We start from the raw sequence: 19,835 nt of genomic DNA, 5'->3' as shown, positions 1-19,835 counted from the left end.
AGCAGGCTCACTCCTACAGATGCAATGCATTCCATTGTGGGAGCGAGCCTGCTCGCGAAGGCGCCAGTCCGGCCAACATCAAACCTCAACCGGCACGGACAGCTTTGGATCGCCCAGCGCATGGCTCTTGGCGTCAAAGAACCGCAACTCGACCCCGGCACCGTCGAACACCTTGCTGTAATGGCGCTTCTGATGCTGGATGAACGCCGCACTGCGCGGGTAAATCGAGATCGCCACGGTTGCAGGTTTCGCCAACCGCAGTGCCCGCACCAGATGCGCATCCTGCTCGCCAAGCGCATGGCCGAAGACGCACAGGTTGCCGCCGTGTCCCAACAACTGCTCATAACAGAACGACAGATAATCCGAGCTGCGGATGGTCTTGAGCTTGTCGGCACTGGGCCCTTCGGTGACGAACAGCGGCACGTCATCCAGCGTCTTGAGGGTGTTGTTGATCGCAAAGCTGCCGAGCAGCGTGCCCTCGGTGGAAGTCAGTTTGCGCGCGGTGCCATCCTGATTGCGTACCAGATGCAGGCCGCCGTGCAGGTACAGCAGGCGTGGTTTGTTCGTGTCCGTCTGGGTTAAATCGAAACTCGCGTTCGCACCGTTGAACAGGTCGTCGATGGCCTCGCTCTGGTGTTGCAGCGCCCAGTAATTGAGCAGATCGTAATTGGTGGTGAACACCGTGCGATAGCGCGCCAGTTCTTCGTTCAGCGTCGCCAATGTCGAAGCTTTCACCAGTCGCCACGGGATGTGCACCGCGTGCACGGTGTTGATCAGTGCTTCCTTGATCGCGTAGTAACGGTTGCGCGGTGCCGCCGAGCTGACGGCGAGGGCCTTGTTGACCCGACTGGTGGTTTTCAGCGCGCCCAGTACTTGCTCGAAGCTACGCGTCTGCAGTGCATCGAATACCGCCAGTTCCGACGGGCTCAGGGGTTTCTCTTCAACAGTGCGGGCGTTTTCGAACAGCGAGTCGTAGCCGAAGTCATCCCACACCGCGCGGCTGGCGCCGTTGCCCACCAGCAAAGCGCTGAAGTCGGTTGCTGTGCGCAGGGCGTTCCAGTCTTCGAGGGTGGCGTCGACATTGAGGAAATCGGTCATTACGTGGGCGGTCTCAAAACGAAGGGCAGATGGACGGCGACTTTATCACGAGCCGCCATTGAGCCAGATCAACATCCGTCGTGACTGATCGGTCGATGCTGTGCCTGTCCGCCGGCTAGCAGCAGTCGAACCGGCCCCCGTCAGGAGATGCGCGCATGACCAGCACCTTTTTTATCCCGGCCGTCAACATCATGGGCAACGGCTGCCTCGACGAAGCCATGATTGCGATCCGTAACTACGGTTTCCACAAGGCGTTGATCGTGACCGACGTCGGCCTTGCGAAGGCCGGAGTCGCCGCCAGGATCGCGGAGAAACTGGCGATGCAGGACATCGACTCGGTGATTTTCGACGGTGCCAAACCGAACCCGAGCATCGCCAATGTCGAGATGGGGCTGGGGCTGCTCAAGGAGAGTCGCTGCGATTTCGTCGTGTCGCTGGGCGGCGGCTCGCCCCACGATTGCGCCAAAGGCATCGCCCTGTGCGCAACCAACGGCGGGCAGATCCGCGACTATGAAGGCGTCGATCAATCGAGCCAACCGCAACTGCCGCTGATCGCCATCAACACCACCGCCGGCACCGCCAGCGAGATGACCCGCTTCTGCATCATCACCGACGAATCGCGCCACGTGAAAATGGCCATCGTCGACCGCAATGTCACGCCGCTGCTGTCAGTCAACGACCCGCAATTGATGGTCGCCATGCCCAAGGGCCTGACCGCCGCCACTGGCATGGACGCACTGACGCACGCCATCGAAGCCTACGTCTCGACCGCCGCCAACCCGATCACCGATGCCTGTGCCTTGAAGGCTATGACGCTGATCAGCAACAACCTGCGCCTGGCCGTGCGCGACGGCAGCGACCTCGCAGCGCGAGAGAACATGGCCTATGCGCAGTTCCTCGCGGGCATGGCGTTCAACAACGCGTCCCTCGGATTTGTCCACGCGATGGCGCACCAGTTGGGCGGCTTTTATGACCTGCCACACGGTGTGTGCAACGCCGTGCTGCTGCCCCATGTTCAAACGTTCAACGCGTTGGTCTGTGCCGACCGCCTGACCGACGTCGCCCACGCCATGGGCGCTGACATCCGCGGGTTCAGCGCCGAAGAGGGCGCGCAAGCGGCGATCAACGCCATCCGCAGTCTGGCCAAAGACGTCGAGATCCCCGGCGGCTTGCGTGAGCTGGGCGCCAGGCTCAGCGACATCCCGGTGCTCGCCGCCAATGCCTTGAAGGACGCCTGCGGACTGACCAATCCACGGGCGGCGGATCAGCGCCAGATCGAGGAGATTTTCCGCAACGCGTTTTGAGACCGGCACAGCGCGAACGAACGGCGTTATCCTCGCCGTTCGTTCGCGCCACTACCGCCGAGTCTTCCATGTTGCAAAAAAGCCTGATCCGCCGCCTCGACCTGATCACTCTGCAACTGTTCGTCGCCGTCCACGAAGAAGGCACGCTGACCCGTGCGGCTGCGCGCGAAGCCATCGCCGTGTCGGCAGCGAGCAAGCGCCTGATGGAATTGGAGCAGGCGCTGGGCATCGCTCTGTTCGTGCGTCAGGCCAAAGGCATGCTCCTCACGCCGGCCGGTGAAACGCTGCTGCACCATGCGCGACAGATGCTTTTCAACGTGGAGAAGATGGGCCTGGAACTGGGCGAGCACAGCCACGGTGTGCGCGGTTATGTGCGCATGCTGGCCAATCTTTCAGCGATCATTCAGTTTCTGCCCGAAGACTTGCGCGACTTCTCGGCGCAGCATTCGCAGGTCAAGACCGACCTTGAAGAGCGCCCCAGTGCCGGGGTGATTCAGGGTGTAGTCGATGGCGTCGCGGACCTCGGCATCTGCTCCAGCGACAGCGATACCAAAGGCCTGCACAACGCGTTGTATCGCCAGGACAAACTGGTGGTGGTGATGCTGCCCGAGCATCCGTTGGCTACGCGCGAATCGGTGGCCTTCGGCGAAACCCTCGGCAGCGACTACGTCGGTTTGCACGCGGCCAGTTCGATCAACATGCGCACCCACGCGGCGGCGCGGCAGGCCGGCAAGGTCCTGCGCATTCGCATTCATGTGCCGGGATTCGACGCGGTCTGCCGGATGGTTCAGGCGAACATGGGCATCGGCATTCTGCCGCAGCGTGCCTACGACTTGTTTGGTCAGGCGCTGGGGTTGCGGGCGGTGCCGCTGACGGATGCCTGGGCGGATCGAACCTTGATCATAGTGGTGCGCGATGAGGCGGGGTTGTCGCCGGTGAGCCGGATGTTGTTTGAGCATTTGCGAGCGCAAGGCTCTTGGATCTCGATTGATTGAGCCGGCCTCATCGCGAGCAGGCTCACTCCTACAGGGGGGCTGTGCTGGACTTGAATCTGTGGGCCACGCAAAACCTGTAGGAGTGAGCCTGCTCGCGATGGCTGACCTGAGGTCACCGAAAATTTCGCCGGAGCATTCGCATTTCGCGAACGCCCATTGCCGAGAGACGGCTGGATTCGCCGATCATCGTTCCTCTAGCCTTGGCGACATATTCCAAGAACAAGAGGTACCCCACGATGACTGCCCCTTTAAGTGCAATCAAAGTGATCGAGATCGGCACCCTGATCGCCGCGCCGTTTGCCGCGCGCATGCTTGCCGAGTTCGGCGCCGAGGTGATCAAGATCGAAGCCATGGGCCAGGGCGACCCGTTGCGCAAATGGCGCAAGCTGCACGAAGGCACGTCGCTGTGGTGGTACCTGCAATCGCGCAACAAGAAATCCCTCGCACTCAATCTCAAATCTGCTGAAGGCATCGAGCTGGTCAAGCAACTGGCCGGCGACGCCGACGTGATCATCGAAAATCTGCGCCCTGGCGCGTTGGAAAAACTCGGTCTGGGCTGGGACGTGCTGCATGCCTTGAATCCGAACCTGACCCTCGTGCGTATCTCTGGCTACGGCCAGACCGGCCCATACCGCGACCGTCCCGGTTTCGGCGCCATTGGCGAGGCCATGGGCGGCATTCGCTACACCACCGGCAACCCCGGTTCGCCACCGGCACGGGTCGGCGTCAGCCTCGGCGATTCGCTGGCCTCGCTGCACGCGGTGATCGGTGCGTTGATGTCGCTGTTGCGGGTCAAGACCGGGCAGGGCGGCGGACAGATTGTCGATGTGTCGCTGGCCGAAAGCGTATTCAACGTCATGGAAAGTCTGGTCCCGGAATACGACATGCTCGGCCATGTCCGCGAACGCAGCGGCGGCGCTTTGCCGGGCATCGCGCCCTCCAATACTTACCTCACCGCTGACGGCGCCTACGTGGTGATCGCCGGCAACAGTGACCCGATCTACAAGCGTCTGATGCACGCCATTGGCCGCGCTGACCTGGCCGAGGCAGAAGAATTCGCCCACAACGACGGGCGTGCGGCGAAGAGCGGCTTGCTCGATGCGGCCATCACCCACTGGACCAGCAGCCTGCCGATCGACGAGGTACTGGCCGCCCTCGAAGCCGCTGAGGTGCCGGCCGGGCGCATCTACTCGGTGGCTGACATCGTCGCCGATCCGCACTATCAGGCGCGGGACATGCTGCTCAATGCCGAGTTGCCCGGCGGCGCAACGGTGAAAATGCCCGGCATCGTTCCCAAACTCTCGGAAACGCCCGGCGCAGTGAACTGGTCCGGGCCGACACTGGGCCAGCACACCGACGCCATTCTCGCCAATCTTGGCCTGACTGAACGCGACATCGAACGCCTGAAAAGCCAAGGGGTGGTGCAATGATCACAGACTATTCGCACAAACTCATCGTCCAGGAGGTCTCACCGCGCGATGGCTTGCAGATCGAGCCGACGTGGGTTGAAACCGCTGACAAGATCGCCTTGATCAATCAACTGTCACAGGCCGGATTCAGCCGCATCGAAGCCGGCTCGTTCGTCTCGCCCAAAGCCATCCCGGCCCTGCGTGACGGTGAGCAGGTGTTCAACGGCATTCAGCGCCAGCCGGGGGTGATTTACGTGGCGTTGATCCCCAACCTCAGAGGCGCGCAACGGGCATTGGCGGCGAATGCCGATGAGCTGAATCTGGTGATGTCCGCCAGCCAGACCCACAACCTGGCCAATATGCGCATGCGATGCGAGGATTCGCTGGCCGCGTTTGCTGACATCGTCGCGTTTGTCAGCGGCTCGGGTGTGCGCCTCAACGGCAGCATCGCCACCACGTTCGGTTGTCCGTTCGAAGGCAGGATTGCCGAGGATCGCGTGCTGCAAATCGTCGACGCGTATCAGGAGCTCGGCATTCAGGGCATCAGCCTCGCCGACACCACCGGCATGGCCAATCCGCGGCAGGTCGATCGCCTCGTGCGGCGGGTGCTGCAGCGGGTTTCGCCGGCCGATCTGACCCTGCATTTCCATAACACCCGCGGCCTCGGTCTGTGCAATGTACTGGCCGCTTACGAGGCCGGCGCGCGGCGCTTCGATGCAGCGCTCGGTGGCCTCGGTGGCTGTCCGTTTGCGCCGGGGGCGTCGGGCAATATTTGCACCGAGGACCTGGTGAATCTGTGCGATGAAGTCGGCATTGCCACCGGTATCGACTTGCCGCTGCTGCTGAAACTTTCGCGCGGTTTGCCGGCGCTGTTAGGCCACGAAGTTCCCGGCCAACTGGCCAAGGCCGGGCGTAACTGCGACCTGCACCCCATTCCCACCTGAACACACAAAACCCATGTGGGAGCGAGCAGGCTCGCTCCCACAGAAAAGTGCTCCACAGTGAGCGTCATAACCAGACAACAAAAACAATCGGACGCCCATCGGCAGTCCGCCTGGAGAGAAACCATGAGCCTCAACGTATTGGAGGCGGGCGTGAATCCGTCCGTCGATCACGACGCCGAAAAAGCCCTGATCAGCAAAGTCGCCTGGCGCCTGATGCCGCTGATCATGGTCTGCTACCTGTTTGCCTTTTTCGATCGCATCAACATCAGCTTTGCCAAATTCCAGTTGCAGACCGACCTGAGTCTGAGCGACACCGCCTACGGCCTCGGTGCCGGGCTGTTCGTGGTCGGTTACGTGCTGTTCGAAGTGCCGAGCAACATGATGCTGTACAAGGTCGGCGCGCGGCGCTGGATTGCACGGATCATGATGTCGTGGGGTGTGGCGACGGCGTTGATGGTCTTCGTCACCAGCGAATGGCAGTTCTACGCGTTGCGCTTTCTGATCGGCGCGATGGAAGCCGGGTTCGCCCCGGGCGTGCTGTATTACCTGACACTGTGGTTTCCGCAGCATTTCCGTGGCCGCATCACGTCGATGCTGTTTCTCGCCTCGGCGTTCGCCGGACTGGTCGGCGCGCCGTTCTCCGGGCTGGTGCTGCAACACCTCGACGGCGTATTACAGATGCGCGGCTGGCACTGGCTGTTCCTGCTCGGTGGCGTGCCGTGCATCGGTCTGGGGTTCCTGGTGCTTACGCAGCTCAAAGACCGAATCGAGGACGCGCACTGGCTCACCGCTGACGAGAAGAAACTGCTCTCCAGCCGCATCGCCCATCACGAGCCCCACAAGAGCGGCGGTTCATTGCTCGCGGCGCTGAAAATTCCCGGTTTCCTGACGTTGGGTTTGATTTACTTCCTGATCCAGGTGGCGTCCTACGGCCTGAATTTCTGGGCACCGCAATTGATCCGCAGCGCCGGCACCGAAAGCCCGGTGATGATCGGTCTACTGACCGCCATTCCCTACATCTGCGGTGCGATCAGCATGGTGGTGATCGGACGCCTGTCCGATGCCACGGGTGAACGGCGCAAGTTTGTCGCCGGGCTGGTGATCGTCGGCGCGATAGGCTTCTTCAGCGCGGGGATCTTCGCCAGCCACACGACATTTCTGATCGTCGCTCTGGGGCTGCTCGGCGCAGGCATCATCGCTTCGATTCCGAGCTTCTGGACCCTGCCACCGAAATTGCTGGCAGGCGCCGGTGCCGGCGCGGCAGGCGGGATCGCGGTGATCAATACCCTGGGGCAATTTGGCGGGATCGTCAGCCCGGTCATGGTCGGACGCATCAAGGACCTGACCGGCAGCACCACCCCGGCGCTGTATGTCATCGGCGTCGCGGCGCTGATTGCGGCCGCTTTGCTGCTGTGGGGTTTGCCGCAGAAATTGCGCACGCTGGACAAGTATTAAGATTGGCGGCGTCTGTGAAGACGCCTTCGCGAGCAGGCTCGCTCCCACATTTGGAATGCGCTTTCGCAATTTGGAGTTGGATTGTTGAATCACAGGATAGAGGAGTGGATAGTACGCCGCTGAAAACGTTATCAAGGAGCGGCAAAGTGACAGCGAAGTCCATGTGGGTCGGCAGCGCAGTGCTCTTCGGGTGCTTGATGGCCGGGCAGGCGCTGGCTGATTGCACACCGCCCGCCGTGTCGGGTGATCTGGATTTTTCGGTGTGCAAGGAATGGCCGGCTTATCCTGGACAGACCATCAGCGCCAAAGCAGGTTTCAAGCCCTCCGCTGATGACGGCGAAGGCGGCACGCACGGGTTTTATGATCTCGATTTGTCTGTTGCGCAAGACGGGCAAAGCAGCCCTGTCGCCACTTATCATCACGCCTCTGTATACGAATCGGATGGCGTCGCGTTATCGGACATGTCCCTTGATACGGCACGCTACAAACTCACCACCGACCTTCGTGCCTTCGGCGTGCGTGCCCGTTTTACTAACGCATCGCGGCTCAATCCGCTGGAAGAAGTTCAGCTTTCGCTCTACGTCAGAGAGGGCGCAATGTTGCGCCCGGTCTTGCAAAAATTATTGGTTTACCAGTTCAGCGGTGAATGGGATGACGATTGCACCGGTCAGCGAAGTGAAATGACCAGAATGGTGGAAGTGGCTAAAACCAGCTCTCACGGTTACGCGGACCTGATCGTCAAAACTCAGCAGACTGGCACGACCAGTGCGGGAAAGGGGGAGGCTTGTAAGGACAGCTCCACAGTTTATAAACCTGCCCTGACCACATTGCGTTATGACGGCAAATCCTACGTGCTGCCCCAAGGCTTCAAAGGCTTGTAACCGGCCTGATTCAAACGACTTTTATCAAGGAAGAACACCATGTTTCCCCGTGCCCCTCTGCTGATTGCCCTCAGCCTTCTTGCCCTGGCCACTCAAGCCCAGGCGTCTTGCGACATCAAAGCCTTCGATGGCAAATCCCTGTCGCGCTGCAAGGTCTGGCCCTCCATGCAGAATCAGGCGATTGCCGTCAAATCCACTTATCTGGCGGATTCGGATGACGAAGACGTCGGGGCATTCGATCTCGATCTGGCACTCGTCAATGCAAACGACGCCAAACCTATCGCCACTTACCGCAAACCCGGTGCTTACAACTCCGACGCCATCCGCTTCGATGACCTGCGCATCGACACCGGGCGCTATCGGCTGGCGTCGGATGTCAGGGCCTTTGGTCTGCGTTCGAAATTTGCCCACAACTCTCGCGCTATGCCATATGCGAAAACTGATCTGGCGCTGTATATCCGCGAAGGCAATGAGTTACGACCGGTGCTTGAAGGCTTGGTGGTCTACAAGAACAACGGTGAATTCACCGGCGACTGCGACGGCTATGTCAAACAGGTTCGCCGCACCGTCGAGATTGGCCCGGCCAGCCACCATGGTCTGGCTGATCTGCTCGTCATCAGCAACGGCACTCGTGTGAAAAACACCCAGTCAGGCAAAGAGTGCCTCTCGAAAACCACGCACCTTAAACAAACCCGAGTCACCCTGACCTACGACGGCGAGCAATACACTGTCCCCGAAGACCTCAGAGGGTACTGAAACGATGCTCACCGGCCTCAACCACCTGACATTGGCGGTCCGCGATCTGAATCGCAGCCTGCGCTTCTATCGCGATGTGCTGCAACTGCGCGTCGAGGCCACGTGGGATAGCGGTGCTTATCTGTCCTTGCCGGGGCTGTGGCTGTGTCTATCGCTTGATCCGCTGCGCAAGACCGAGCCCTGCGCCGATTACACGCATTACGCCTTCAGCGTGAGCGCGGCGGATTTCCCGGTTTTCGTGCAGCACTTGCGAACGGTCGACGTCGAGGCGTGGCGGGATAACCGCAGCGAAGGCGCGTCGTTCTACTTTCTCGACCCCGACGGACACAAACTGGAAGTGCACGTCGGCGATCTCGCCTCGCGACTGGCGGCCTGTCGGCAGAAACCGTACGCCGGCATGCGTTTTAACGACGAACCGTGATCCGGCGTAATCGGCTGATATAGACTGGCGGCCACGCGTTCTGGCACTTGCAGGTTTCCCATGACTCCATCGTTGCTTATGGCCATTCTGGCCTCGGGTTTCATCTACGGCATCACGCCGGGGCCAGGCGTACTGGCGGTGTTCGGCATTGGCGCCGCTCATGGGCGACGGGCCGGGGCCGGGTTTCTGTGTGGGCACTTGCTGGGCGATGTGGTCTGGTGCAGCACGGCGCTGATCGCGATTGTCGGCGCCCGGGAAATCGGCAGCACTGCGTTTGATGTACTGGGTGTGCTCAGCGGCCTGTATCTGTTCTGGCTCGGCTGGCGCGCCGTGCGTGCGCGGCGGCGCAACGGTGACGAGCCGCAGGGGGCGGCGCGCAATCCGTTCTGGCACGGTATCGTATTCGGGTTGACCAACCCCAAGGCCTACCCGGTGGCGGTGGCAACGTTTACCGCGTTGCTGTCGAGTCGCGCCGAATTGCTCAACTGGTCGATGCTGCCGGCGCTGATTGCCCTGAGTTTTGTCGGTGGCGCGCTGGCCTACGCCATCCTCATCGGCGTGGTCGGGGCGCAGCGGGTGCGCACGGTGTATCAGCGTCACGAACTGCTCATCACCCGGTTGTGCGGAGTGATGTTCATCGGTTTTGCTATCAACGCGCTGATGCACGCGCTGCCGGGGCTGATGCCGAACAAGGCGTGAGGTCCGGCAGAAAGCTGTCCGGCGACGCGCGGGCGCGTTCACTGACGGCGCCGTTCGTCGCGGCCCGGAGGATTTTTCTAAACCTTTGACCGTCAAAGGATTCCTAACTGAGGCGGGCGTTGGCTCGCCACGAACATTTCAGCCGCAGGGCGCTCCAGTGCCTGCTTGAATTTTCAACGAAGGAGGGCGCGACCATGAGCCGGATGGCCACCCGTATACGCAACGTCAGTTTTGCCGCCCTGTTCAGCCTGTGCGCGAACAGTGCCTTTGCCCAGTCGCCTGCCGAATTCATCAACGATGCGTCAGCCAAAGGCATGGCCGACATCGAGGCCAGCCGCTTGGCCCATGGCAAAGCCGAATCCAAAGAGGTCAAGGATTACACCATCGTCGTCATCAACGACCGCACGACTGCCAACCAGCATTTGGCGAAAATCGCCAAGAAGCTCGACCTGCCTGTCGCACCCCGCGAAGAACTGGCCGACAAGGCCAAGGCGCTGATGCCGCAAGTGCAGGACGGCGCGACGTTCGATCAGGCCTACGCCGCCAGCCAGGTCAAGGCCACCGAAGAGGCCATCACCCAGATCGAACAGCAGGCGAAGACCACCGACGTGCCGGAAATCAAAGCGTTCGCCGATGAGACTTTGCCGAAACTGCAGAGCCATCTGGAGAAGGCCCGAGCGTTGCAGGCCAGTCGCTAATCTCACCGAAGGTTGTAACGCGGCAGTTGAAATGCGATGCGCTCCCTGTGGGAGCGAGCCTGCTCGCGATGGCGGAGTCTCAGGCGAACCACTATTCGCTGACACACCGCCTTCGCGAGCAAGCTCGCTCCCACTGGCGTCTACACCGTGGATTGCTCAGCACTCATTCAGATTCTGCTTCGGTTTGCTCTTGTCCCCCAGCCCGTCAAGATTGAACACCTCGCTTTCGCCCAACGAACGGTAATGCCGGCGCAACGCCTCAAGTTGCTTGAGATCCAGCGCCTCCAGCCCGAGCATCGCGTTCTGCGCTTCCTTGTTCACCCGCAGCAACTCATCAAGCTTTAAATGCAGAATGTCGGTGTCACGGTTTTGCGTGTTCTGAATCAGGAAGACCATCAGGAACGTAATGATCGTCGTCGAGGTATTGATGATCAGTTGCCAGGTATCGTTGTAGCCAAAAATCGGTCCACTCAACCCCCACAACCCGATCAGGATCAACGCCCCCATGAACGTCTTCGGGCTACCGGCCCACAGGGCAAGTTTCTGGGCGATTTTTGCGAATTTCATGATGGAAGTCCTTGTTTTGGGAGCTTGAAATTCAGACAGCGGCGTTGCGCTGAAAATTCTGTTTACAAATCACGTCGCAGGACTTTGGTAGGGAAGGCACGCCGCGCGGATCGCTGTATCGTATCGGCAGCTGTTTTTGCCCGTTGCCAGAACGTCCCGACAGGAGAACGCCATGAGTTGGTCTGCCCAGCAATACGTCGCTTTCGAAGATGAACGCACCCGCCCGGCCCGTGATCTGCTGGCGGCGACTCCCACAGCGCAGGCGCGGGCGGTGGTGGATATCGGTTGTGGGCCTGGTAATTCCACGGAATTGTTGGTGCAGCGGTTTCCCGAGGCGAATGTCAGTGGCCTGGACAGTTCGGCAGACATGATCGATGCCGCGCGCAAGCGCCTGCCCGGGTTGCAGTTTGAGGTGGTCGAAATCGACCGATGGGCCGATGCCGGCCCGTTCGATGTGATCTTCGCCAACGCGGTCCTGCAATGGGTGCCTGATCACGCCTCGTTGCTGCCAGCCCTGGTGAGCAAACTCGCCGCCGGTGGCAGCCTGGCGATCCAGATGCCGGATAACCTCAACGAACCGTCCCACCGCTTGATGCGCGAAGTGGCCGCCAATGGGCCGTGGGCGCGCAAACTCAGCGGCGCCGCCGGACAGCGCACCGACATGGCCAGTGCCAGCGAGTATTTTTCGATGCTGCAGCCGCACTGCTCACGCGTCGATGTCTGGCGCACCACTTATCACCATCAGTTGCCGGGCGGGGCGGCAGGGGTGGTGGAGTGGTTCAAGGGCAGCGGGTTGATTCCGTTTTTGAATCCGTTGACCGAGGAGGAGCGGGCGCAGTATCTGGAACGGTATCTGGAAGCTGTTTCAGAGGCTTATCCAGCATTGGCTGATGGCTCAGTACTGTTGCCGTTTCCACGGCTGTTTATTGTTGCGACTCGGTGAATGCCGCGTCTCTCTGTTTTAGTCAACAGGTTGTTTCAGGTCGGCGCGACTCTGGGAAAGAACTCAGTCGGTTCCTTCTCCCTCGTGAGAGGGCGAGGGCGAGGGTGAGGGGCCGGGTGGGCAGCGCTGATTTTCGGGCAAAAAGAAACCGGTCATTGCGACCGGTTTTTTACGCGATATCTCTCTGCATCAGACACTGGCGAGCAGGCATTCATAAGGAATACGCAAGCCATCGTGCAGACGTTTGATCATTGCCAGACTCAGCTTGCGCTTGCGGTTCAATACTTCCGAAACACGGCCGCTAGTGCCGATAAAGGGCTCAAGATCCCGCGGCGTCAAACCTTGTTGATCCATACGAAATTTGATGGCTTCAATGGGATCAGAAGGCGGCATCGGAAAATTCTTCTCCTCATACTTTTCAATCAGCAGCGCGAGAATTTCCAACTCATCGCCTTCCGGCGATTCGATTTCTGCACCCCACAGCTGTTCCATGCGCAGCAATGCTGCGGTCAGGTCTTCCGGGCTACGAATGGGTTTGATGTTCATTAAACGGTCTCCGCGTTGATCTGGTCGTATTGAGCGTGGGTCCCAACGAAGCGGATAAAGCCGAGTTGCCGTTGGTAGTCGATCGCCAGAATCACTCGATATTTATTCCCGCCGATATTGAATACCACCCTGGCTCCCCTGAGGACACTGGCCGTTCTCAGCTCGGCTTTAACCTCTTGCGGAGTTCGATAAATCGCCTTTTCCATATGGCGGTACCATTCAACAAGCGGTGTTTTAGCATCAGCATGAGCTGGTGTGCTTTCCCAAAATTGTCTTAGCGTCGCTCTTGCAATTATCCGCATCCATGCCTCCTCCCGATATGGGAGATGTTAGTCGTTACAGAGTGGAGAGGCAATCTTGAATGCGCCTTTCGGACGGGCGTTCAACATTGAATTTCAGGGCATGTACTGGATGCATTGGGTGCAAGCTTCAAACATGAAAAAACCAGCTACTGAGAGCCGGTTGGTCAGTAAGAGTTTTTTAACCTTGCTGCAATACCTTCAACGCCGCCGAAGCCAGAAATCCCGATCGGCTTTTTTCCTCTGGATGATGCAACACGTATTCATCAATGCGATTGAGCAAGTGCCCTGGCAGAGTGATGTTGAGCTTCTGTGCTTTGCCCAGGTATTTGACCACGTCGATATCCACTACCGCCCACGCGCATCCGGCGTACTTCGGATTGGCGACATGCAGGCCCAATTTGCTGGCCGGTGGAATCGGCGCACCGTCGTCTGCCAGAATTTCGAAATGACCTTCCATCGCCTCGCGCGCCATGGCGACGGCGTCATCGAGGTCTTCGCCGGCAGAAAAACAGCCGGGAATGTCCGGCACCTCAACTCCCCAAGCGTGTTCCTCATCGCCTATTGAAATCGCAATCGGGTAAAGCATGTTCGTGATCCTCCATGGCAGTGCTGAGAACGGATTCAGAGCATGGCCTGTTGCAAAATACTGATGGCCGTTTTTTTGAGCAGATCCTTTTTCGGATGCGGCACCGTTACCAGTCCAGGTTTGGTCGGATGCTTGAAGTGATGATGGCTGCCCCTGATGCGCACCAGAAACCAACCGTCTGCGACGAGTTGTCCGATTAAAAAACGGCTATTCACAACACCTCCTTGTGGTGTGCTTGGTGGTTACTATACCTACTGATCTGTGCAGATCAATAGACTTGCTACCGTGCGGCCATGGGTGCCCGTCCAGCAAGGTGGTCAAGTCAGTCTAGGCCGCGCATATTTCGAGGAGAGATGGGTGTGTTGCAGTGTTTTGCCATGAAAATAACGCGGCAAAACGAAGGCGCATCAATCAGCCAATAGCGACTGGTTGGGCGAACGTAGCTGTCGGTTCAACGAAGGAGGGCGGCGTTGATATCGATCCTGTTTTGAATGACTTGCAAAGTCTCTGGGGTTATCTCGTTCGGAAGCAGCTCGGCAGCAATTGTCGAAAACCGGCTGGCAACAGCGCAAATTCGGTCAATCACGTCCTGCGCTTTGTGGCTGGAGACTTCCGCTTCCTGTGCAAGCCGCAGCACCTCTTTACGGCCAATTTGCAAAGCTTCACCCATGACATCCATTTGGTGATAACCGCCGGGCCCTTCGCAAAAGGTTACGTCGAAGGCAGGCGACAACTTCCACTCACCGGCAGACGACATGAGATAGGCAAAATTCTTCGGATGATCGTCCCGGTTGTTGAATGCGACGTTGAAAACCGCACGTTCGAAGGCCAGCGCTTTTTCGCGCACGTCATTAGTGCAGTGATGGGTAGCGCGGAGAAAGTTCACGTAATCCAATGCGCCGGGGGATCGAAAGTCGGCTCCCGTCAGGGCTGCGAGACTCTGCATGGGGATGCGCAGGCCGTTCTGTCGATCAAAGCGTTTGCTGGCGAAAGCGGACATCCCGTCAGGCAGGCGGAAGTGTTGGCTATCAGGCGTCTCAATGCCGCACAAACGCAGGCATTCTGAATAGGCCATTTCGACTGCGCAGACTTCGGGATGCTCGCCCTGACCGGGGAATTTCACCAGCCAGGCTTCGAATCCAGAAGCAGCCGCCGTGGTAAACGTCCCGGTTTCGGGATCGCGATATACCAAACCCTTGGGTCTGGCACCTTGCGGCGAGCCACCCACCAACAATAATTTCTGCAGCAACTCTTTACCGTCACCGTTGAGCACTTCGCGTACTTCAGCCGCCAGCACTTCAATCGGGCCATGGGTAGCCGCTACCAGTAGCTCGGGAGCGACAGGCTCGAACGACATGGCGCCCATCGCGTTTCCGCCGACGTAGGCCAAACGCTCCAGAGGACCAATGCGCGCAGCGTTGAGGCCGCGACGTTTGAACAAGCGATCCATCAGAAGCATGCCCCAACCATCCGGCAACGCATCATATACAGGGCCGGGAAGACCCATTTGATGCGATGGAAAATCTCGCCGTAGTTTCCCACCCGCTAAAGGGAGGCGAAGGGAGGACAGTTCCAAGCCTTTTTTCTTTGCCTCGTCGCTGTACTCGAACACGATCAACGGACGCCCGGTCAAGGCTGTGGTGGAAACAAGCGATCCCCACAGCCAGCGCTCACCCCAACCGTCGTAATAAACGTCAACTCTTTCAAGCATTGTCAGGTTTCCTTTTGATGCGCTGACGCTTGGCGCTGTTTTCGTAACGCAGAATATCTTCCAGGGTTTCGAGCTTTGGCTGGAACAGGTCTTCGAGTTCTTTTCCTCGCCCGAGCACCATTGCAACGCGCACCAGACTCTCGAAACCGACGTTACGTCCAGTCTCCAGATTGGATACGGTGTTTATTCCGATACCGGCGCGTGCAGCCACATCAGCCTGAGTCATTTCCAAAGCGAGCCGTTCCTTACGAAGCCGACCGCAGATGCGTTTGACGATTTCGGCGGGTGTGCTGAGATCAAGGTCCAGCATGACAGAATCTCTTAATGAACAAAGGAACGTCTGAAGTATAGGATAAATCCAAAATAACAGATGTTACGTGCCATCGATTCAGATAAAACACGTAAAAATGGATTTAATTTATTCGGAATGTGTTCTTTTGAAACTGAAAGGTTTTCCCTGAAATTGTCTTCTACCAAATTCCAGACACAAAAAAACCGACCATCAAGGCCGGTTTTTTGTATTGCTGCATCCCTCGTCAGACAACACAACGCGAGATCAATATTCGGTGGAGCGGGTAGAGGGAATCGAACCCTCATCTAAAGCTTGGGAAGCTTTCGTTCTACCACTAAACTATACCCGCTCAAAGCGGCTGACTTTGTACCAGAGTCGGCCACGGATTTGAAGTTTTCTTTTCTATCCGATGGCTTTTGTACGCATAAGACGGCCAATCGCGAGCAAGGGCTGCGCCGGTGCAAACAAACACCTCAAGCGTGCAGCCTTGCCCGCGATGACGCTGTTTCAAATGGCCAATGCATGTTGATCCTGCACAAACGAGTAGCGCGTTCGGCTGGCCTGCGGCGCAGGTTTCAGAAAGCCGAGCAGGGCGTTCTGGCTGTCGCGGCACGCGGCTTTGTGCTCCATGTCGAGAAAGTGCCCGGTGGCCTGCAGAGTGGTGAAGGTGCTGTGCGCGACGTGATTGCCGAACAGGCGCGCATCCTCGGCGGCGGTGTATTCGTCCCATTCGCCGTTTAAAAACAGCACCGGTACGTTGATCTTTTTCGCCGCATTCAAATAGCACTGCCGATCGCTGTGCAGCACGTCGTTGATGTGGAAGTGCATCTGCCCGTATTCATGCTCGGCCAGGCTGCTGACGTGGCGGTAGTTGAAGCGTTTGAACAACGACGGAAGGTGTTTGCCGATGGTGTTGTTGACCAGATGGCCGACCCGGTCGCCGTCCCGGCTGCCGAGATAGTCGACGCCGCGTTCAAGGTAATCGAGCATGTGCGCATTGATTACGGGTGAGAACGAGCTGATCACGGCTTTTTCGATGCGCCGGGGCTGCTGGGCGAGGGCGACCAGTGTCGCGGCGCCGCCCCAGGAGAACGACAGCACGTGTTCGGCGGCGAAGTGATCGATCAGCTCCAGTAGAATCTGCCCTTCGACTTCCTTGGTCAGATGCTTCTCGTGCAGGTTGTGGGATTTGGACCGTCCCGCGTAGGGCTGGTCGTAGCAGACCACGTTGAATTGCGGGTGCAGGTTTTTCACGGTCTGTGCAAACGACGCAGTCGTGGCCATCGAGCCGTTGACCAGAATGATGGTCTTTTCTGCGGCGTCTGCGCGATAGAACTCCGTGTAAACCCGATACTGACCCTGTATATCCAGCACAGCGATTTCTGGCCTCATGTCATAAGACTCCTGGCAAGCAAGCGGGTATGCGCGCAATCGAGATTGCACGAGCTTTGTGACAGGTAGGCATACGCCTGGAATTTGCTGGCCCATGTCGATCCGGTACGGCAGGTCGGCGGGTGTTGTTATTGGCGGGCAGATTGCCGGCTGAGGCGCAGCCCTTGGGACTGACGACCGGCAAAAAGTTTCTTGGAAGTATGTGGTGACTCATCGGTCACATTTCGGCCGACGTCCTGATTCAAGCAGGGGACTCAGGATCACGCAAGTGCCGTTGGCAAATTGTTCGACAACTTCGGCTGAGCGGTCGCCGGCTTAGAACAAATGAATCTCTTCGGTGCGCAAAGCGCGGTATTCGCCCGGTTTTAGCGCGTTATCCAAGGCCAGTTCGCCCATCGATTCGCGGTGCAGGCGCAGGACTTTGTTGTCGAAGAAACCGAACATGCGCTTGACCTGATGATAACGGCCTTCAACGATGCTCAGCCGCGCCGAGCGTGGGCCGAGCAGCTCGAGCTGCGCCGGTTGCGTGGTCAGGTCCTCGAAAGCGAAGTAGATGCCCTTGGCAAATTGCAGCGCATAGTCCGCGCCGATGTCCTGCTCGGTCTCAACGTAATAGACCTTCGGCAGTTTCGTTTGCGGCTGGGTCAGGCGGCGCGACCAGGCGCCATCGTTGGTGATCAACATCAGACCGGTGGTATTGAAATCCAGACGCCCGGCGATGTGCAGGTCGTCCTTGGCTGGCTCATCGAACAGGTCGAGCACGGTCATATGCTGCGGATCACGGGTGGCGCTGACGCAGCCTGGCGGTTTGTGCAGCATGAAGTAGCGCGCCGCCTTGCCGCTCTGCAGGACTTCATCATCGACTTCGACCCGGCTGAATTCCAGCACTTCAGTGTGCGGATCGCTGACGATTTTTCCGTCGACCCGCACGCGCTTTTCCACCAGCAACAGGCGAACCTGCTGACGGTTGTAGCGGGGCAGATTGCTGAGGAAGCGGTCGACGCGCATGGTCAGATTTCAACGGATAAAGGGCCGCGCATCTTACGGGATCGCTGGCTTGGCCGCTTGCAGTTGCGCCTCGACCTGGGCGCAACGCGGGCACAGGCAGGACTTGTCGCGTAATGCTGCGGGCAGAGCTTCAAGCACGGCCGGGTCGATCGTCACGGCGTAGCACCAGCATTCGCGGTCGGCGGTACGCGGGTCGGCGAGGCTGCAATCGTTGCGTGCGCCGCAGGCCGGGCAGTGGTCGGGTTTGACGTCGGTATCAGGCATAGGTCGAGTGGGGCATTTCCATGCAGGTGCGGTTGCGCCCGGTTTGTTTGGCGCGGTACATCGCATGATCGGCCCGGGACAGCAGACTGTGCAAGGTGTCCTCGCGTTGCAGGGTGGTGGCACCGATGCTGACGGTCAGATGAAGGCTGTGGCCGTTGTAGGCATATTCGTGTTGTTCGACGTGTTGACGGATCTTCTCGGCAATTTTCTGACCGGTGTCACCGTCGGTGTCCTTCAACAAAACGATAAATTCCTCACCGCCCCAGCGGCAGACGATATCGGCATGGCGCAGACAGCTTTGCAGATCCCGGGCGAAACCGATCAGTATTTGATCGCCGGCCATGTGTCCGTAGGTGTCGTTCAACGCCTTGAAGTGATCGAGGTCGAGCAGTAACGCGGTCAGCGGTCGGGTTTCGCGTTGGGCTTCGTGCAGGGCTTGCACAGCGAGAATGTCGAAGCCGCGACGGTTCGGCAGTTCCGTGAGGCTGTCGAGGGTGGCCTGGGCGTGGATTTTGCTCTGGAAGCGCTTGATCACGCGGTTGAGCAACGCCAGCACGCTCAACGTCACCAGCAGGCAGATCAGCAGATTGAGATACAGCGACTGGCGGATTTCACTCAGCGCGCCGTCTTCGCGTTTGTCGACAAACAGGTACCAGTTCAACTCGGGGATAAACCGCACGTTGAGAAAATGCCCTTGGCCGTGGGTGGAATATTCGTAGCTGCCGCTGTGCGGTTTGGGCAACTGGCTGACCAGACTTTTCATGCTCTCCAGTTCGCCGAGGCCCTGACCAATGCGCGCGCCTTCCGGGCCACCCTCGGCGCCGGTCAAGACGAGGCGGCCAAAGGTATCAACGAAGTAGACGCTGCGTTGATAACGCTGTTGATACTTGTCGATCAGTTTGATCACCGCATCGACGGTCAGGCCAACGCCTGCCGCGCCGATGAAACGGTTGTGATAGTCGTAGACCTTGTAGTTGATAAAAAACGTCAGGTTGTCCTTGTTGGCCAGATCCGGGTCGACGTTGATCTCGTACGGATCTTTCATGTCGCGCACGCGGAAGTACCAGGCATCGCGCGGCTCATCGATCTTGACCTGTTTGAGCACGCCTTTGGCGTGGTAATAGGTCAGGCTGGTGTTGGAAACGAAAAACGCGGTGTAGGCGCCGTAATGGGTCATCACCTCGTCGAGGTAGCGGGTCATCTGCTCGGGGTTCTGCTCACCGTTGACCACCCAGTCGCGCATGAAGGTGTCGCGCGACATCATCGAAGAAATCAGGATCGGTCGGACCAGGTCTTTCTGGATTTCCGAATAGACCGTGTCGGACGTCAGCGGCAGTTCGGTGTTGACGATGTTGTCGCGGATCGACGCGCGCGAGGCGTAATAGCTCAGCAGCGACGTGGCGAGAAACCCGGCGCCGAGCAGGGCGACCAGGGTGAGCACCAGTGAGCGTTGCGAGTACAGCGAAGAACGAAGCGGCATGGCAGTTCCGTTGGCAGTGGCCCGATGGGAAGCATTCTAGTGGCACAGCGCGCAAATAACTGCTCCCTGTGCGGCGCGAATGGT

Annotated in this window: 23 protein-coding genes and 1 tRNA gene; 11 read left to right on the top strand and 13 right to left on the bottom strand. The window is 58.9% G+C overall.

What is annotated here, in order from left to right:
* Positions 1 to 78: 78 nt before the first annotated feature.
* Positions 79 to 1,098 carry a DUF4917 family protein gene (locus HU765_RS17625; protein ID WP_186621959.1) on the bottom strand — a complete coding sequence of 340 codons (1,020 nt, stop codon included), beginning with the start codon at positions 1,096 to 1,098 and terminating at the stop codon, positions 79 to 81.
* A gap of 155 nt (positions 1,099 to 1,253) precedes the next feature.
* Here HU765_RS17625 and yiaY point away from each other — a divergent pair, with 155 nt between their 5' ends.
* The 10 genes from yiaY (at position 1,254) to HU765_RS17575 (ending at position 10,660) form a co-directional block, all read left to right on the top strand.
* On the top strand, positions 1,254 to 2,402 hold the full coding sequence (gene yiaY / locus HU765_RS17620; RefSeq protein ID WP_186621957.1) for an L-threonine dehydrogenase: 1,149 nt from the start codon (positions 1,254 to 1,256) through the stop codon (positions 2,400 to 2,402).
* Positions 2,403 to 2,470: 68 nt separating this feature from the next.
* Positions 2,471 to 3,397, top strand: coding sequence for a LysR family transcriptional regulator (locus HU765_RS17615; RefSeq protein WP_186621956.1), 927 nt, complete (start codon positions 2,471 to 2,473; stop codon positions 3,395 to 3,397).
* A gap of 236 nt (positions 3,398 to 3,633) precedes the next feature.
* Positions 3,634 to 4,827 carry a CaiB/BaiF CoA-transferase family protein gene (locus HU765_RS17610; RefSeq protein ID WP_186548962.1) on the top strand — a complete coding sequence of 398 codons (1,194 nt, stop codon included), beginning with the start codon at positions 3,634 to 3,636 and terminating at the stop codon, positions 4,825 to 4,827.
* Positions 4,824 to 5,750 (top strand): hydroxymethylglutaryl-CoA lyase, encoded by a 927-nt coding sequence (locus HU765_RS17605; protein WP_186621955.1) that lies wholly within the window; start codon positions 4,824 to 4,826, stop codon positions 5,748 to 5,750. The genes HU765_RS17610 and HU765_RS17605 overlap by 4 nt, the downstream gene beginning before the upstream one ends.
* A 123-nt stretch (positions 5,751 to 5,873) precedes the next feature.
* Entirely contained in the window at positions 5,874 to 7,205 is a 1,332-nt protein-coding gene (locus HU765_RS17600) for an MFS transporter (RefSeq protein WP_186621954.1), read from the top strand.
* Between the two features lie 104 nt (positions 7,206 to 7,309).
* Positions 7,310 to 8,086 (top strand): hypothetical protein, encoded by a 777-nt coding sequence (locus HU765_RS17595; RefSeq protein ID WP_346727537.1) that lies wholly within the window; start codon positions 7,310 to 7,312, stop codon positions 8,084 to 8,086.
* A gap of 39 nt (positions 8,087 to 8,125) precedes the next feature.
* Positions 8,126 to 8,842: a hypothetical protein gene (locus HU765_RS17590; RefSeq protein WP_186621953.1), complete on the top strand. Its 717-nt coding sequence runs from the start codon at positions 8,126 to 8,128 to the stop codon at positions 8,840 to 8,842.
* Between the two features lie 4 nt (positions 8,843 to 8,846).
* A complete protein-coding gene (gene fos / locus HU765_RS17585) occupies positions 8,847 to 9,263 on the top strand; it encodes a fosfomycin resistance glutathione transferase (RefSeq protein WP_186621952.1) in 417 nt (138 codons plus the stop codon).
* Positions 9,264 to 9,323: 60 nt separating this feature from the next.
* Positions 9,324 to 9,962, top strand: a complete 639-nt coding sequence (locus tag HU765_RS17580) for a LysE family translocator (protein ID WP_186548950.1) — start codon at positions 9,324 to 9,326, stop codon at positions 9,960 to 9,962.
* A gap of 194 nt (positions 9,963 to 10,156) precedes the next feature.
* Positions 10,157 to 10,660, top strand: coding sequence for a DUF4142 domain-containing protein (locus tag HU765_RS17575; RefSeq protein ID WP_186548949.1), 504 nt, complete (start codon positions 10,157 to 10,159; stop codon positions 10,658 to 10,660).
* A gap of 156 nt (positions 10,661 to 10,816) precedes the next feature.
* Here the strand turns inward: HU765_RS17575 and HU765_RS17570 are convergent, their stop codons facing one another.
* Positions 10,817 to 11,227 (bottom strand): low affinity iron permease family protein, encoded by a 411-nt coding sequence (locus HU765_RS17570; protein ID WP_186621950.1) that lies wholly within the window; start codon positions 11,225 to 11,227, stop codon positions 10,817 to 10,819.
* Between the two features lie 172 nt (positions 11,228 to 11,399).
* Between HU765_RS17570 and tam the strand changes: the two genes are divergently transcribed.
* Positions 11,400 to 12,170, top strand: coding sequence for a trans-aconitate 2-methyltransferase (tam, locus tag HU765_RS17565; protein WP_186621948.1), 771 nt, complete (start codon positions 11,400 to 11,402; stop codon positions 12,168 to 12,170).
* Positions 12,171 to 12,359: 189 nt separating this feature from the next.
* On the opposite strand, the gene HU765_RS17560 is transcribed toward tam, so the two are convergent.
* From HU765_RS17560 to HU765_RS17510, 11 genes are all read right to left on the bottom strand, one after another.
* Positions 12,360 to 12,716, bottom strand: a complete 357-nt coding sequence (locus HU765_RS17560; protein ID WP_186621947.1) for a transcriptional regulator — start codon at positions 12,714 to 12,716, stop codon at positions 12,360 to 12,362.
* Entirely contained in the window at positions 12,716 to 13,018 is a 303-nt protein-coding gene (locus HU765_RS17555; RefSeq protein ID WP_186621946.1) for a type II toxin-antitoxin system HigB family toxin, read from the bottom strand. Before HU765_RS17555 ends, HU765_RS17560 begins: the two co-directional genes overlap by 1 nt.
* Before the next feature lie 178 nt (positions 13,019 to 13,196).
* Positions 13,197 to 13,604, bottom strand: coding sequence for a type II toxin-antitoxin system HicB family antitoxin (locus tag HU765_RS17550; RefSeq protein WP_186621945.1), 408 nt, complete (start codon positions 13,602 to 13,604; stop codon positions 13,197 to 13,199).
* 35 nt (positions 13,605 to 13,639) lie between these two features.
* The gene (locus HU765_RS17545) at positions 13,640 to 13,819 is read right to left on the bottom strand and encodes a type II toxin-antitoxin system HicA family toxin (protein ID WP_016771297.1); all 180 of its coding nucleotides are present in this window, start codon (positions 13,817 to 13,819) and stop codon (positions 13,640 to 13,642) included.
* A 236-nt stretch (positions 13,820 to 14,055) separates the two neighbouring features.
* Positions 14,056 to 15,315 carry a type II toxin-antitoxin system HipA family toxin gene (locus tag HU765_RS17540; protein WP_186621944.1) on the bottom strand — a complete coding sequence of 420 codons (1,260 nt, stop codon included), beginning with the start codon at positions 15,313 to 15,315 and terminating at the stop codon, positions 14,056 to 14,058.
* Complete coding sequence (locus HU765_RS17535) at positions 15,308 to 15,625, bottom strand: helix-turn-helix transcriptional regulator (protein WP_186621943.1); 318 nt, start codon at positions 15,623 to 15,625, stop codon at positions 15,308 to 15,310. The genes HU765_RS17540 and HU765_RS17535 overlap by 8 nt, the downstream gene beginning before the upstream one ends.
* 257 nt (positions 15,626 to 15,882) lie before the next feature.
* Positions 15,883 to 15,956: transfer RNA gene (locus HU765_RS17530), tRNA-Gly, on the bottom strand.
* Between the two features lie 158 nt (positions 15,957 to 16,114).
* Positions 16,115 to 16,999: an alpha/beta hydrolase gene (locus HU765_RS17525; RefSeq protein ID WP_186548939.1), complete on the bottom strand. Its 885-nt coding sequence runs from the start codon at positions 16,997 to 16,999 to the stop codon at positions 16,115 to 16,117.
* 315 nt (positions 17,000 to 17,314) lie between these two features.
* Complete coding sequence (locus tag HU765_RS17520; RefSeq protein WP_186621942.1) at positions 17,315 to 18,007, bottom strand: pseudouridine synthase; 693 nt, start codon at positions 18,005 to 18,007, stop codon at positions 17,315 to 17,317.
* Between the two features lie 33 nt (positions 18,008 to 18,040).
* Entirely contained in the window at positions 18,041 to 18,271 is a 231-nt protein-coding gene (locus HU765_RS17515; protein ID WP_186621941.1) for a cysteine-rich CWC family protein, read from the bottom strand.
* Entirely contained in the window at positions 18,264 to 19,751 is a 1,488-nt protein-coding gene (locus HU765_RS17510) for a sensor domain-containing diguanylate cyclase (protein WP_186621940.1), read from the bottom strand. Before HU765_RS17510 ends, HU765_RS17515 begins: the two co-directional genes overlap by 8 nt.
* Positions 19,752 to 19,835 lie beyond the last annotated feature (84 nt).

Source organism: Pseudomonas sp. SWRI81 (genome assembly GCF_014268545.1).
Classification (GTDB): domain Bacteria; phylum Pseudomonadota; class Gammaproteobacteria; order Pseudomonadales; family Pseudomonadaceae; genus Aquipseudomonas; species Aquipseudomonas hamedanensis.
The sequence above is the reverse complement of the archived record's forward strand: the minus strand, read 5'-3'. Positions and strand labels throughout refer to the sequence as shown.

Coding starts and splice junctions, on each gene's coding strand:
- HU765_RS17540 (WP_186621944.1), bottom strand. CDS start 15,315: ATGCTTGAAAGAGTTGACGTTTATTACGACGGTTGGGGTGAGCGCTGG.
- HU765_RS17570 (WP_186621950.1), bottom strand. CDS start 11,227: ATGAAATTCGCAAAAATCGCCCAGAAACTTGCCCTGTGGGCCGGTAGC.
- HU765_RS17515 (WP_186621941.1), bottom strand. CDS start 18,271: ATGCCTGATACCGACGTCAAACCCGACCACTGCCCGGCCTGCGGCGCA.
- HU765_RS17575 (WP_186548949.1), top strand. CDS start 10,157: ATGAGCCGGATGGCCACCCGTATACGCAACGTCAGTTTTGCCGCCCTG.
- HU765_RS17625 (WP_186621959.1), bottom strand. CDS start 1,098: ATGACCGATTTCCTCAATGTCGACGCCACCCTCGAAGACTGGAACGCC.
- fos (WP_186621952.1), top strand. CDS start 8,847: ATGCTCACCGGCCTCAACCACCTGACATTGGCGGTCCGCGATCTGAAT.
- HU765_RS17615 (WP_186621956.1), top strand. CDS start 2,471: ATGTTGCAAAAAAGCCTGATCCGCCGCCTCGACCTGATCACTCTGCAA.
- HU765_RS17525 (WP_186548939.1), bottom strand. CDS start 16,999: ATGAGGCCAGAAATCGCTGTGCTGGATATACAGGGTCAGTATCGGGTT.
- HU765_RS17580 (WP_186548950.1), top strand. CDS start 9,324: ATGACTCCATCGTTGCTTATGGCCATTCTGGCCTCGGGTTTCATCTAC.
- HU765_RS17550 (WP_186621945.1), bottom strand. CDS start 13,604: ATGCTTTACCCGATTGCGATTTCAATAGGCGATGAGGAACACGCTTGG.
- tam (WP_186621948.1), top strand. CDS start 11,400: ATGAGTTGGTCTGCCCAGCAATACGTCGCTTTCGAAGATGAACGCACC.
- HU765_RS17520 (WP_186621942.1), bottom strand. CDS start 18,007: ATGCGCGTCGACCGCTTCCTCAGCAATCTGCCCCGCTACAACCGTCAG.
- HU765_RS17610 (WP_186548962.1), top strand. CDS start 3,634: ATGACTGCCCCTTTAAGTGCAATCAAAGTGATCGAGATCGGCACCCTG.
- HU765_RS17555 (WP_186621946.1), bottom strand. CDS start 13,018: ATGCGGATAATTGCAAGAGCGACGCTAAGACAATTTTGGGAAAGCACA.
- HU765_RS17535 (WP_186621943.1), bottom strand. CDS start 15,625: ATGCTGGACCTTGATCTCAGCACACCCGCCGAAATCGTCAAACGCATC.
- HU765_RS17560 (WP_186621947.1), bottom strand. CDS start 12,716: ATGAACATCAAACCCATTCGTAGCCCGGAAGACCTGACCGCAGCATTG.
- HU765_RS17510 (WP_186621940.1), bottom strand. CDS start 19,751: ATGCCGCTTCGTTCTTCGCTGTACTCGCAACGCTCACTGGTGCTCACC.
- HU765_RS17590 (WP_186621953.1), top strand. CDS start 8,126: ATGTTTCCCCGTGCCCCTCTGCTGATTGCCCTCAGCCTTCTTGCCCTG.
- yiaY (WP_186621957.1), top strand. CDS start 1,254: ATGACCAGCACCTTTTTTATCCCGGCCGTCAACATCATGGGCAACGGC.
- HU765_RS17600 (WP_186621954.1), top strand. CDS start 5,874: ATGAGCCTCAACGTATTGGAGGCGGGCGTGAATCCGTCCGTCGATCAC.
- HU765_RS17605 (WP_186621955.1), top strand. CDS start 4,824: ATGATCACAGACTATTCGCACAAACTCATCGTCCAGGAGGTCTCACCG.